The 13,269-nt window shown below is 62.7% G+C and carries 13 protein-coding genes; 7 read left to right on the forward strand and 6 right to left on the reverse strand.

The features are described from left to right. The 5 genes from DQG19_RS03085 (at window position 1) to DQG19_RS03105 (ending at window position 3,730) form a co-directional block, all read left to right on the forward strand. Window positions 1-999, forward strand: coding sequence for an aldo/keto reductase (locus DQG19_RS03085; protein ID WP_116124734.1), 999 nt, complete (start codon window positions 1-3; stop codon window positions 997-999). A gap of 447 nt (window positions 1,000-1,446) precedes the next feature. Further along, window positions 1,447-2,703, forward strand: coding sequence for a hypothetical protein (locus DQG19_RS03090; RefSeq protein ID WP_116124735.1), 1,257 nt, complete (start codon window positions 1,447-1,449; stop codon window positions 2,701-2,703). A gap of 121 nt (window positions 2,704-2,824) precedes the next feature. After that, entirely contained in the window at window positions 2,825-3,109 is a 285-nt protein-coding gene (locus DQG19_RS03095; protein ID WP_116124736.1) for a type II toxin-antitoxin system RelE/ParE family toxin, read from the forward strand. A gap of 11 nt (window positions 3,110-3,120) precedes the next feature. Beyond that, the gene (locus DQG19_RS03100) at window positions 3,121-3,426 is read left to right on the forward strand and encodes a HigA family addiction module antitoxin (RefSeq protein ID WP_116124737.1); all 306 of its coding nucleotides are present in this window, start codon (window positions 3,121-3,123) and stop codon (window positions 3,424-3,426) included. A 73-nt stretch (window positions 3,427-3,499) separates the two neighbouring features. Further along, window positions 3,500-3,730: a hypothetical protein gene (locus DQG19_RS03105; RefSeq protein ID WP_116124738.1), complete on the forward strand. Its 231-nt coding sequence runs from the start codon at window positions 3,500-3,502 to the stop codon at window positions 3,728-3,730. Window positions 3,731-4,136: 406 nt separating this feature from the next. Here DQG19_RS03105 and DQG19_RS03110 read toward each other — a convergent pair whose 3' ends face one another. The 6 genes from DQG19_RS03110 to DQG19_RS03135 form a co-directional block, all read right to left on the reverse strand. Next, a complete protein-coding gene (locus tag DQG19_RS03110) occupies window positions 4,137-5,180 on the reverse strand; it encodes a HesA/MoeB/ThiF family protein (protein ID WP_116124739.1) in 1,044 nt (347 codons plus the stop codon). After that, window positions 5,173-5,646 (reverse strand): cyclic pyranopterin monophosphate synthase MoaC, encoded by a 474-nt coding sequence (moaC, locus tag DQG19_RS03115; protein ID WP_116124740.1) that lies wholly within the window; start codon window positions 5,644-5,646, stop codon window positions 5,173-5,175. The genes DQG19_RS03110 and moaC overlap by 8 nt, the downstream gene beginning before the upstream one ends. Before the next feature lie 14 nt (window positions 5,647-5,660). Beyond that, window positions 5,661-6,635, reverse strand: coding sequence for a GTP 3',8-cyclase MoaA (gene moaA / locus DQG19_RS03120; protein ID WP_116124741.1), 975 nt, complete (start codon window positions 6,633-6,635; stop codon window positions 5,661-5,663). Between the two features lie 82 nt (window positions 6,636-6,717). Further along, window positions 6,718-9,408, reverse strand: coding sequence for a valine--tRNA ligase (locus tag DQG19_RS03125; RefSeq protein WP_116124742.1), 2,691 nt, complete (start codon window positions 9,406-9,408; stop codon window positions 6,718-6,720). Between the two features lie 141 nt (window positions 9,409-9,549). After that, the gene (locus DQG19_RS03130; RefSeq protein WP_116124743.1) at window positions 9,550-10,245 is read right to left on the reverse strand and encodes a hypothetical protein; all 696 of its coding nucleotides are present in this window, start codon (window positions 10,243-10,245) and stop codon (window positions 9,550-9,552) included. A 67-nt stretch (window positions 10,246-10,312) separates the two neighbouring features. Further along, window positions 10,313-11,467, reverse strand: a complete 1,155-nt coding sequence (locus DQG19_RS03135) for a trans-sulfuration enzyme family protein (RefSeq protein ID WP_232826431.1) — start codon at window positions 11,465-11,467, stop codon at window positions 10,313-10,315. A gap of 197 nt (window positions 11,468-11,664) precedes the next feature. On the opposite strand from DQG19_RS03135, the gene DQG19_RS03140 reads away from it, so the two are divergent. Beyond that, complete coding sequence (locus DQG19_RS03140; RefSeq protein WP_116124745.1) at window positions 11,665-12,720, forward strand: RluA family pseudouridine synthase; 1,056 nt, start codon at window positions 11,665-11,667, stop codon at window positions 12,718-12,720. Next, window positions 12,717-13,223, forward strand: coding sequence for a DUF1415 family protein (locus tag DQG19_RS03145; RefSeq protein ID WP_157974284.1), 507 nt, complete (start codon window positions 12,717-12,719; stop codon window positions 13,221-13,223). Before DQG19_RS03140 ends, DQG19_RS03145 begins: the two co-directional genes overlap by 4 nt. Window positions 13,224-13,269 lie beyond the last annotated feature (46 nt).

The raw sequence follows: 13,269 nt of genomic DNA on the forward strand, positions 1-13,269 counted from the left end.
ATGGAATACAGAAATTTGGGCAAGTCGGGACTAAGCGTCCCCGCCCTCAGCTTTGGGACGGCCACTTTCGGAGGAACCAATGAATTTTTCCGGCGTTGGGGGCAGACGGACGTCGACGAGGCTACCCGACTAATCGATATATGCCTGGAAAGGGGCATCAATTTTTTCGATACGGCGGATGTGTATTCCACCGGAGACTCGGAGCGGATTTTGGGCAAAGCCCTGAAGCGTAACCGAAGCGAGAGTATTATTTCGACGAAGGCAACTTTTCAGATGGGCGAGCATCCGAATGATAAGGGCTCATCCCGGCACCATCTGATGCGTGCCCTTGAGGGCAGCCTGACCAGGCTCGATACGGACTATATCGATCTGTACATCATGCACGGCTTCGACCAAACCACCCCTATCGAGGAGACACTAAGAACCCTCGATAATATGGTGAGGAGCGGAAAAGTGCGGTACATTGGGTGCTCCAACTTTGCTGCCTGGCAATTGATGAAGGCACTTTCCACGGCGGAAAGGATGAACCTTGAAAAGTACGTCGTTTACCAGGGATATTACTCTCTGATCGGGCGCGATTACGAGCAGGAACTCATGCCACTATTGAGAGATCAGCACATGGGGCTGATGGCATGGAGCCCTCTGGGATGGGGACGGTTGACGGGCAAGATAAAGCGGGGCATGGAGATCAAAGCAGGCCGAATCAAGTCCGGGGGAGATGTCGGGTCACCTCCCATCGAAGAAAAATACCTGCTCGATGTCGTGGATGTATTGACGGAAATCAGCCGGGAGACGGACCGGTCAATTCCGCAGGTTGCAATCAATTGGCTGCTTCGGAATACGACGGTTTCTAATGTGGTCATCGGCGCGAGAAACGAAGCTCAGCTGCTCGCCAACATCGACTCGGTGGGATGGAGTCTGAGCTCGTCACAGCTGGATCGACTCGACGAAGCTTCAAAGCGGGAACCGATCTATCCGCATTGGGTGGGAAGTAGGTAAAAAAGACGAGGAGCTCGGGGGGGGGGCGGGTTTGGCGCGTATTTTCTTGGGACCTTACTCGGTCGTCGGCTTGCACGTACGCCATAACAGAATGAGGCCCACAATCGCCGGGTCCCAGCTCCACTGGCTGGTAAGCGGGCGCCTGTAGGGGCATACAATGCACAGTCTGCTGAACAGGAGCCCGCGGCCGTTCTGAATACATCACCACCCCAATCCTGAACGACCCAATCATACATTGCTATTCGACCTAACAAATACTATGTTGGCTCAGGTTTGGCCAGTTGCAGACCATAGATTTTTATGTTAAGTAGGGGGGATTTGAGAGGGCTCCCCCACCATACCAGATGATTGCGGTTGGAAGCCTACCGAGCACGGATAAACGGAATACCGGAACCGCCGTACCTTTTGGTGGACTAGCGCTCACCCGCGCCCCGAACCTTACCGACCGTGGCCACTATCGTTCTGCGACCAACCAACGAACGGCTCTATTTGACCGACGAGCTGGCGCTGCCTTGGACGGCGACCAATCTCGGCGCCGGTAACTTTCGGTTCCGGACGCGTGAGCCGGTCTACTGGGAAGCCGAGATGATCGGCTACGACCGGACCAGCGAAACCCTGGCCGTGCGGATCGTCGACTACGCCGCCCACGCCGGGCAGTACCAGCCCACCCGGCCGGCCCGGTCCGCCGTGCGGACGGTGACCTTCGCCCCCCTTGATCGGGAGCAATTCTGCGCCCAGCTCACCTACTACCGCGCCGGCGAACTGCCCCTGAGTGTCCCCGATCCTCCAATTATCACCGCGGCCGATCCGCCAGATCCACCCGCTACCGATACCCTTCAGGGCCCGCCTACCGGACCGGACCCGGAGGCTGCTCCGCCGCGTTCCTTCCCCCTCACCTTTGCGGTACCCATCACGGAACTCACCATCGGCGACGGCTACGCGGAGGGCTACTACCGGGAATGGCTGGGCGCGCTCCGCTACCGCATTCCCAATCCGTACCTGCGCCGGGAGTTCCACCCCATCCGCGGCTTTTTCGCCCGCCAGTTGCGGCGCAAGACGGTGGACGTCACCGCGCAGCTGACCTTCGACGCCGCCGGCGAACCCGAAATCCTTTTGGCGCGCTCAGCCCAACTTGGACGCATCGACGACCGGTTCCTCGAGGTGCTGCGGGCGCGCTCCCTGCAGGATCTGCTCCGGCCGGACGAAACGGACCGGCGGCTGTTTACGCCGGAGGAACTGCTGGCCAACTACGCCGCGGACGATCCGGCCCGGATGTTGCTGCCGCCGCCGGGCGCGGAACTGCTGGAGGAAATCCTGCGTACCCGGGACGTTCGCAACGCCGCTCAGCTGGCGCACCTAGCCAGCCGGCAGGAGGCGGGGCAGAAGCTGCGGTTCGTGCTCTCGCCCCGCTTTGGCTTTCTCTTCTTCGTCCGCGGCGCGGGGATGCACCACTTCCTGCTGGAGCTATTGGACAGTCACGCCACCTACGTCTGGAGCTTCCCCCGGGTGGAAGGCACCCTGGCCGATCACCTGGAACGGGTCACCGCGGAGGTGCAGCACCTTAACGCCGTAGGCCGCAGCAGTTACCGCCGCACCCACACTTTCCCCTACCCCTTCTGGACGGTACGCCACGACTCCATTGGATCGGAATTCGTGGACGGGTTCCCCCGCTGGCGAGCGCGGGTGGAAGAGGGCCTGATCTAGTGGCTTCATTCTTTTCCAGGCGCGGCCGCTTACCAAGTTCGATCCATTGATCTTCCCATAGGCGACGAAAGTCCATTAAAATATGCGTTACGTAACGCATATTTGCACTCAAAGCGGTTACATGATCAAGAGCTACCGGGATAAAAAGACTCGGCAGTTTACCGCCGGCGAGCGGGTCAAACAGTTTGAGGCCTTCCGCCGGCAGGCCGAGCGCCGCCTGGAGCTACTGGACGCGGCCACGGACGTCCAGGATCTGACGGCGCTGCGCAGCAACCGATTCGAAGCCCTGCAGGGGGACCGGCAGGGGCAGTTCAGTATCCGCATAAGTCTGCAGTGGCGCATCTGTTTTGAGTGGCCGAAGGAGTCCGACGGTCCGGAGAACGTAGAAATTGTAGACTACCACTAAGCACCTCAATCATGAGCAGAACACCAATTCACCCCGGAGAAATTTTAACCGACGAGCTCGAAGCTTTGGAGATGACCGCCACGGAGCTGGCGCGGGCCATTCAGGTCCCGCCCAACCGCATCACCGCCATCATGGCCGGCAAGCGGGCCGTGACGGCCGACACCGCCCTACGGCTCGGCCGCTACTTTGGTACGTCCGCGGAGCTATGGATGAACCTGCAGAAGGCCTACGAGCTGAAGGTTGCCCGCAAAGAGCTAGCTAGCACCCTGGACAGCATCCCGGCGCGGCCGAATCCCGGCGTTGCGCCGGTCTACTGAGCGCGCGCAATCCAACAACACCCACCGACGGTAGAGCCTCAACCGACTCAATGTGGGATCACTTCAATTCGCTATGTCCGATAACTATACGTCCGTCTACAAGATCAACGAAGCCCTGCGCCACCTGCAGGAGTACCAGGACTGGCAGGCCGCGTTCTTCCGGATCATTGAGATGGATCGCAACCTGGCCACCGCCAAGTTGTCGGGTTTCGCCCAGGCCCGATTCAATCTGTCCGCCCGGCAGTACGCGCAGACTCACCCCGAGGCCCTTCGCCTGGCGCAGGCCGAACTGAGCGCAGACTAGCCGGTTGATCCGGCCCGCGTCCGGGAGCTGAACCGCCTACGCGATAACCTACCGCCCGGGGATCCGATGCCACCACCGGCGGACGATACCGAAACCGCGTAATACCCCCCCTGCCGTGATCTACTCCAACTGATACAGGATTGTCGCACACGACCCTCAAGTAATTCGTCACATAGAGACCTTATGATTGATTGGAGCACGGACCTCCCGTAGCCTACGGTGCGCAATGTCCTGAGCAGGAATACGCGGTTACTTTGGGTAGTTTACGACCCTGGACGTGCTCAACAAAGCGGAAATCCCCCCAACTCACCGGTTTCGCGGTAATTAGCGCCAGTCCAGCCTATCTCAGGAGGGGTTATTCCCGGTTTTGTACCCGAATCAGACAAACAGCTCCTTTACCCGGACTTCAGTTCATACCAACTCCCTTGATCCCACCCCGCAAGCTCACTACCTCCACCGCAGGTCGTTCCTTCTTGATCTGTGCGGCCAGGACCAGACTGAGCTTTCCGGAATTGCAGTAAAGGAGATAGCGTTTGTCGTCCTCCATTTCCCGCAGACACTGCCCCAGGGGGTTCCGCTGGTCGAGCCGTCGTACACCTGTGGGCAGCTCCGGTTCGCGTGCGTTGGAAAGCATGCTGTAGACCGCATCGTAGCCGGGTGGCGTAAGCGTGTCCGCGACAACTTCAAGTGCATCGCGGTCAACCTCGGGACAGGTGGCCGACCAGGGCGCCGGGATGGGATCGAAGTACGTCTTCCTGAGCTTCACACGGTGCTGACTGTTGTCGAGTGCCTGGTAGGTAAGTAGCCGGTCTACCGGTGGATCGCCAATGCCGAGCAGGTAGCAGAGGGCGGCGTTGGCCTGCAACAGCGCCACGATGCCGACGGCAGTGGGCAGCACGCCGGCCGTGGCGCAGTCGGGCAAGCTGGGATCCGGTGCAGGATAGACATCGCGCAGGTTGATGCCCCCCGGCCGGTTTTCGAAGAGGGCTACGTAGCCGCCGAAGCCCTGGGCCGCTGCGTAGACCAACGGAATACCCAGCTTCACGCAGGCGTCGCTGATGAGGTGCTTGGTGCGGGCGTCGTCGGTGCCGTCGAGGACGAGGGTAGCCCCGGTAAGGAGGACGCGTGCGTTGTCCGGAGTCAGCGCCTTGGGGACGGTGGAGACCTTTACGTCCGGATTGAGGCGCGAGAGGTGGCGGGCCAACTGCTGCACCTTTGTTCCGTCCGCGTCTGCATCGTAGAAGGGCTGCCGGTGCAGGTTAGTGGTCTCCGGACGGTCACCGTCGACCAGGCGAAGCGCCCCTATTCCGGCACCGGCCAGATAGGCAGCGGCGGGGCTACCGAGTCCGCCACAGCCAACAATGACCACTCTGGCTTTAGCCAGTTTTTGCTGTCCGTCCGCGCCAATCTCGGGCAAAATGGTCTGTCGTGCGTACCTGTGTTCAGCCATGATCGAAGTCGCTTTTACCCCCCCGCTTGCTGACTAGGCCCAGTTCCCGGACGGTGATGCCGTGCGACATCGCCTTGCACATGTCGTAGACCGTCAGTGCCGCCACGGAGGCTCCGTGTAGTGCTTCCATCTCTACACCGGTCTTGCCTTCGGTCTTTACCGTGCAGCGTACTTCCAGGGTGGTGTCGTCCAGTTCCTCAACGGTGAGCTGTACGCCGTTGATGGGCAATGGGTGACAGAGGGGAATGACGGACCAGGTTTGCTTGACGGCCATCGTACCGGCTACGATGGCGGTTTGGACTATCGATCCCTTGCCGGTGGTGAATCCCGACTTGCGGAGTTCGGTCATGATTTCACCGCCCAGGACAACGGTAGCCCGCGCGGTGGCTACGCGTTTGGTGACGGACTTGTCGCCGACGTCGACCATGGACGGCCGACCCGAATCGTCAAGGTGGGTAAAGGGCATGGTAGTGGTTTTTATTAGCCGCCGATGCTGGTCATGCTGGCGAAGATATTTCCCTGTTGCTCCGCCCGTTCGGTATCGTGACCGGTGGCGTGCTTCCCCCACACGAAGGCCTGGACAAGCTCGGCGAGTTCGTCCCGTCCTATACCGGCGCGGAGTAGCGGGAGCAGCTCTAGTCCCTTGGTCGAATACAGGCAGTTGAGCATCGTCCCCTTAGGCGTCACCCGCAGGCGGTCACAGGAACCGCAGAGGCTACGGCTGTAGGCGGGTATGATACCGACGTGGCCCGCGTAGCCGGGCACGCGAAAGTTGACGGAGCTACCGCCCGCGTCGCCGACCCGTTCGAGGTCGGGGTATGCGGCCTGAATCCGGGCCAGCATATCGGCGTAGGATAGAAAGACGTCGTGGTTGCCGTCGTCATCGTTGAAAGGCATGGCCTCAATGAACCTTACCCCTACCCTGTTCTCCCGGGTAAGCTCAACGAAATCCAGCAGTTCGTCGTCGTTTACGCCGCGCATCACTACCGCGTTGATCTTTACCGGATACCCCCGGTGGAGCATCTCCTCCAGGGCCAGGCGCGTCTCGGCGAAATTGTCGCGGCGGGTGATCCGGTGGAAGCGCTCCGGACGCAGGGTGTCCAGGCTCAGGTTGTAGTGACGCAACCCGCTTGCCTCCAGCTCGTCGATGTACTTCGGCAAGAGAACCCCGTTGGTGGTCATGGCCAAGCGGGGAAAGATATCGGCCAGTCCGCGGACCAGCACGGGTAGGTCGCGGCGGACGAGGGGCTCGCCGCCGGTCAGGCGCACCTTGGTGACGCCGAGCTCGCCGAGTACGCTGCAGAGGTAAAGGATCTCGTCGTAGTCCAGCAGGGCTCCCTTCGGGGCGAAGTCGATGCCTTCTTCCGGCATGCAGTAGCGACACCGCAGGTTACAACGGTCGGTTACCGCCAGGCGGAGGTAGGTGAGTTGCCGGCCGTGTTGGTCTTGGAGCATGTATAAATGGTACACCTGGCGGACGGCGTTGTTTCGCGGTCGGAGACCGCAGCGTACTTCTGCTGCCGGAGGCAGCGTTGTACTAGAGCATCTTTTCGAGGTTGGCGATCTTGGCCTGGGCGTCGGCCTGCTTCTTGCGCTCCATTTCGACGACGGCCTCGGGGGCGTTGGCGACGAAGCGCTCGTTGGCCAGCTTTTTCTCGATGCCCTTCAGGAAGCCGCGCAGGCGGGTGAGTTCCTCCTCGGTCTTGGCGCGCTCGGCGGCCAGGTCGACCTCCTCGTTCAGGATGAGGTAGCCGGTGTCGGTACCGATAAGGAAGGGAAGGCCGTTGCCGGGTGCCGCGTCGGTCAGTTCTACGGAACCCAGATTGGCTGACTTTTTCAGGAATCCCACCGCACCCGCGTCCGCGCCCAGCAGTCGCTCGGCATCCGCGCCGCGCTTGACGGCCAATTGCAGCGTTTCGCCCTGCGAGATGCCCCGCTGGTTGCGCAGGTCGCGCACGTGGCTGACCGTGTCCTGCAGCAGGTCGAAATCGCGCAGCAGCTGCCGGTCGTACTCGCCGGCGACGGGCCAGGTACTCACGATGCAGTCCTGCCCCTCCTTGCGGTCGCGCAGCTGGTGCCAGACCTCCTCGGTGATGAAGGGCATGAAGGGGTGCAGCAGCGTCATCATCCGCTCGAATACGGAAATGGCGGCGTCGTAGGAGGTCCGGCTGATCACGCCGTCGGCGGGCTTGATAGCCTCGAGGTACCAGCTGCAGAAGTCGCTCCAGATGAGGCGGTACAGGGTGACCATGGCCTCGCTGAGGCGGTACTCGGCGATGAGGCGGTCCACTTCGCGGATGGTCTCGTTGAGCTTGGCCTCGATCCACCGGGTCGCCAGGGCGGCGGCGGGTTCGGGCGCGCGGTCGGCGACCTCGAAGCTCTGGATCAGGCGGTTGGCGTTGAAGATCTTGTTGCAGAACTTGCGGCCCTGCTCGCAAAGCTGGCTCTCGTTGAGCACCTCGCCGTCCTGCAGGGGGGCATCGAAGATGATGTCGTTGCCGGCCGCGGCGCTGGAGAGCATGCCGTAGCGGACGCCATCGGCCCCGTAGGTACGCAGGAGCTCGAGGGCATCGGGACTGTTGCCCAGCGACTTCGACATCTTGCGACGCTTCTCGTCGCGCACCATGCCCGTGAAGTAGACGTCGCGGAAGGGCTGACGGCCGTTCTCGGTGACGAACTCCTCGCCGAGCAGGTCCTCGCTGAACTCGTAGCCGGCCATGATCATGCGCGCCACCCAGAAGAACATGATGTCCCATCCGGTGACCAGGTCGTTCGTGGGATAGTAGTAGGCTAGCTCGGTCTTGTCCTCGCCGAAGCCGTCAAAGACCGACATCGGCCAGAGCCAGCTGGAGAACCAGGTGTCCAGCACGTCCTCATCCTGCAGCAGGTCGTCCATCGTAAGGCCAGGGTGATGGTGACGGGCTTCCGCCAAGGCCTCCTCGGCCGTTTCGGCCACGTACACCTCGTCGCCGTGGTACCAGGCGGGAATACGCTGCCCCCACCAGAGCTGACGGCTCACGCACCAGTCGCGGACGTTCTCCTCGTTCAGCCACGAGCGGTACATATTGACCATGCTCTCGGGGTGGAAGGTGACCTCCCCGGATTCCACGGCTTCCAGGGCGGTGGCGGCGGTGTCGCGCATCTTCATGAACCACTGCAGCGTGAGGCGGGGCTCCACGACGGCGTTGGTCCGCTCGCTGCGCCCGACGCTGGTGCGGTACTGCTCGATCTTGACGAGGTCGCCGCGCTCCTTCAACAGCTTGATGATCTCTATCCGGGCCTCGGCGCGATCAAGGCCGACCGCGAACTGGGCTCGCTCGTTCATCGTGCCGTCGGCGTTGATGGTGTCGATCACTTCCAATCCGTACTTCTCGCCGAGGGCGTAGTCGTTGGGGTCGTGGGCGGGGGTGATCTTCAGCGCCCCGGTACCGAACTCCGGGTCGACGTAGTCGTCGGGGATGACGGGTACCACGCGGTCCACCAGTGGTACGATCACCTTGCGGCCGTGGAAGGAGGTGTAGCGCTCGTCGTCCGGGTGCACGGCAATGGCGGTATCGGCCATGATCGTCTCCGGGCGACTGGTGGCGATGGTAATGTAGGTGTCGTCGGTGCCCTCCATTCGGTAGCGGACGTGGTAAAGGTTGCCGTTTTCTTCGGTGTGGATGACCTCCTCGTTGCTGAGGACGGTCTGGGCCTCGGGGTCCCAGTTGGTCATGCGCTTGGCGCGGTAGAGCTTATCTCGCTTGTAGAGCATGACGAAGACCTTGATGACGGCCCCATAAAGTTTTGGCTCCATGGTAAAGCGGGTCCGCTCCCAGTCGCAGCTGGCGCCCAGCAACTGGAGCTGCTGCAGAATAATCCCGCCGAACTCGTCCTTCCAGGCAAAGGCGTGCTTGAGAAATTCCTCGCGGCCGATGTCCGATTTCTTAACTCCCTGCTCACGGAGCCGCTTGACGACCTTGGCCTCAGTGGCGATGCTGGCGTGGTCGGTACCGGGTACCCAGCAGGCGTTTTTGCCGTCGAGGCGGGCCTTGCGGATGAGGATGTCCTGTACCGTATTGTTGAGCATATGCCCCATGTGGAGGACGCCCGTCACGTTGGGTGGCGGGATCACGATGGTGTAGGGCTCCCGCTCGTCGGGTACGCTACGGAAGTAGTCGTGCTCCATCCAGTGGGCATACCATTTCTTTTCTACCTGGCTGCTGTCGTAGGTGGCTTTGGCGGACATGGGTCGTGGCTTTGGGAGGGCGAAGATAGGCACCGGCGGAAGGACTGAATTGGTGAGGGACCGAATTGCCGAATTCGGCCCGCCCCCGCGGAGTAGCCCTCCCTTCCCCGGGCCACCCGGTCAATCCTAATGGGCAACGCCTCAGAAAGCACGACTGAGCAATACGGACAAGACCGGCCGCCGCAACGCCGCGGTATCGTAGTCAGCGTCCGTCCGGGTAAAGCATGGCGGCAGCAACGGACAAATGACGTAATCGTAGGTAAAGCTCACCCGCGGAGCCACCACGGCAACGTCCAGCATCACCCCCGCCGACCACGGTCCGGTGATGCGCCGGCTGATGCCCGTCCGCGCGCCCAGCGTGAAACGGCGGTCGAAGTCGGCGGAGTACTCTCGGGCGAAGTACTCGGCATGTTCCTGCTCCGCGCTGACCGCAACGCCGCCGGCCACTACGTACGCGGGCAGCAGGGCGGCACGCAGGCGGAAATCGCCCAGCCGGTACCCGGCGGAAAGGCTCAGCCCGGCGAGTAGTGGGTCTGCCGCGAAGCGCACGTTTCCGCGCGGCATCACCCCGTCTACGATTTTCAGGATGCCGGGACCTTCGGTATCGATTACGTCGGTGGTCATGCGGCTAAGGCCCGCCCCCGCCGCGAAGGACCAGCGGCCCGTGGAGGCTACGGTCCGCTCGAGCAAAAGCCCGTAGCTGGCGGTATGCTCCAGGTTGGCGGATGCCCCGATAGCCCGGCCATATACCAGGTGGGCCGTCCAACTCCCTTGCTGCGCGTAGCAGGACAAGGAGGGGGCCAGCAAAGCGAGAACAAGCAGGATGCGAAGCAGCATGGCGTGGATTTCCCTGTAGACGGCGGCTGCCGGGTCTGCCGTTGGTGCATAACCCCCACACCCCGAGCTATTTTTTGCCGCCTCCGATGGCCTGGTCGATATCGTCCACGATATCCTCGATGTCCTCGATCCCGATGCTCAGCCGCACCAGTCCGTCCGTGATGCCATTGGCCAGCCGCACTTCGCGGTCGATGGACCGGTGACTCATGGTGGCGGGGTGCAGGACGAGCGTATCCACGTCACCGAGGGTCGGGGTCAGGGTGCAGAACTTCAGCCGGTTCATGAAGGCCTTGGCCGCCTCGAGCCCCCCTTTCAGTTCAAAGCTCAGCATGCCGCCGTGCAGCTTCATCTGCCGGTCGATCGTGCCGCAGTCGGGGTGGGTGGGGATCCCCGGGTAATTGACGGTCACCACCTCCGGGTGGCGGAGCAGGAAGTCGCAGACCTGCTGGGCGTTGCTGGAGTGCCGCTCCATGCGCAGGGCCAGGGTCTTCAGGCCGTTGAGCACGAGCCAGGCGTCCCAGGGGTTGCCCGTACCGCCGTAGAGCCGGTAATTGGGTACGAACACCTCGTCCATCAACTGCTTGTCCTTGCACACGATGGCGCCAGCGACCCCCGTGCCGTGGCCGTTGAGGTACTTAGTGGTACTGTGCAGCACCACGTCGGCCCCGAGCAGCAGGGGTTGCTGCCCGATCGGGGTGGCGAAGGTGTTGTCGACCACGAGTCGCGCCCCGTAATGATGGACCAGGTCGGCCAGGTAGGCCAGGTCGGTACAGCGCAGAGTGGGGTTGCTGGGCGTTTCGACGTAGACGATGCTGAGATCGGAGTGTTCCGCGAGGCGGTCCTCCAGCCGCTCACTGTCGCGCAGGTCGGCCGTGATCCGGCGTACGCCGTGCGGGGCCAGGTCGTCGATGAGCGCGCTCGTGCCGCCGTAGAGATCCCCCTGGGTGAGTATGACGTGGCCCGGGCGGCAGAGTCCCGTAAGCACCGTAGCGATGGCGGCCATACCGCTGGCGCAGAAGAGGCCGTACACCTCGCCTTCGCCGCCGTAATTCTCGAGGGCCGCGATCTTGGCGGCGGCGGCGTCGACGGTCGGGTTGCCGAACCGGCCGTAGATATGTCCTTTCTCCACCCCGTCGAAAATATCCATGCCCTGCTCGATGGAATCGAATACGAAGCTAGAGGCGGCAACGAGGGGAACCTGGTGGGGCGGGTTATAATTCATAAGCTGCGGATCCCGTGCAGCTAGGCTGGCTAATTTCATATCGTAGGGGGCGTGGCCGTGGCGGGCCCGTTAAGTAAGTTGGTACCCGCACAACGGACGGGAACATAGATAACGTCGTGGACGGGCACAATATACTGTTCCGGTTCCCGCGCCGCCGGAATTAATCGGAACCGCTTCGGCCGGAGTACCTTTGCGGGATGGAAGACGAAGCCGACAGCGAGGACCTTTTCGACGTCCAGGAGATCCTGGTCGACCCCAAGCAGTCACCCGTACGCATCGATAAGTTCGTTACCGACAAGCTGCCCCGCATCAGCCGCAACCGCGTGCAGAACGGCATCCGCTCCGGCAGCATCCTGGTAGACGGGCGGCCCGTAAAGCCGAACCACAAGCTCTCCCCGGGCGAACGCATCACCGTGCTGCTGCCCCGCCACGGCGACCGCGAGGAAGGGCTGCTCGCGGAAGACATTCCCCTCGACATCCGCTACGAGGATGAGGCCATCCTCATCGTACACAAACCGCCGGGCATGGTCGTGCACCCGGGGGTCGGCAACCCCTCCGGTACGCTGGTCAACGCCCTGGCCCACCACCTGCGGGCCCAGGACGACATCCCCGTGCTGCCGGGCAACGACGACGACCGGGTGGGGCTCGTCCACCGCATCGACAAGGACACCTCCGGTCTGCTGGTGGTAGCCAAGACCGACGCGGCCATGAGCTTCCTGGCCAAGCAATTCTTCGACCACTCCATCGACCGCACCTACCAGGCGCTCGTCTGGGGGGCGCCCGACCCCGCCGACGGCACGATCGACCGCTACATTGGCCGCCACCCCCGCTTGCGGCAGATCTACACGGTATTCGACGAGGAGGAGGCCGGGAAGCACGCCATTACCCACTACCGGACCCTCGAGGACCTCTACTACGTCAGCCTCCTGGAGCTCAAACTGGAAACCGGCCGCACCCACCAGATCCGGGTGCACATGAAGAGCATCGGCAACCCCGTCTTCCAGGACGAGAAGTACGGTGGCGACCGCATCATGAAGGGCACGGTGTACAGCAAGTTCAAGTCCTTCGTGGAGGGCTGCTTCGCCCTGTGTCCGCGGCAGGCGCTCCACGCCAAGAGCATCGGCTTCGTGCACCCCACCACCCGCGAATACGTACACTTCGACAGCGACCTGCCCGAGGATATGCACGCCGCCCTGGAGCGCTGGCGCACCTACGTCGGTCACCGCCGGCACAACAATACCCTGGAGCAGTGAGCCCCGAAGCCGCTACGGAGGCGTGGGTGACGGACTTCGTCGTGGCCCTGGGTCTGTGCCCCTTCGCGGCGCGGCCCCTGCGGGCGGGCCAGGTGGCGTTCCTCGCTTGCGGCGAGCCGAACCCCGAAGATGCCTTTTACTGGGCGGGCGCGCAGGTGCAGGGTCTGCTGGCTACCCCGGCGACCCGGGTGGATACCGCCCTGCTGATCTTTCCTGCCGGGCTGGATGACTTCACCGACTTCCTGGGCTTCGTGGAGGCCATCGAGGATTTCCTCGCCGACTCCGGGGCCGACGCGGCGGTACAACTGGCCCACTTTCACCCCCGCTACACCTTCGCCGATGCCCCCCCGGACGACCCCGCCAACGCCACCAACCGGGCCCCCTACCCTACCGTGCAGTTGCTGCGGGTCGATAGCGTGGCGCGGGCGGTAGAGCACTATCCCGATCCAAAAGGTATCCCCGTTCGCAGCGCGGCGCTGCTGCGTGAGCCCCCCCCGGGCTGAGGGCCTCCGGCCCGATAAACACGCGAGCTAGGCGAGCGGCAAGCAC

It is taken from the genome of Lewinella sp. IMCC34183, from assembly GCF_003390915.1.
Classification (GTDB): Bacteria; Bacteroidota; Bacteroidia; order Chitinophagales; family Saprospiraceae; genus Neolewinella.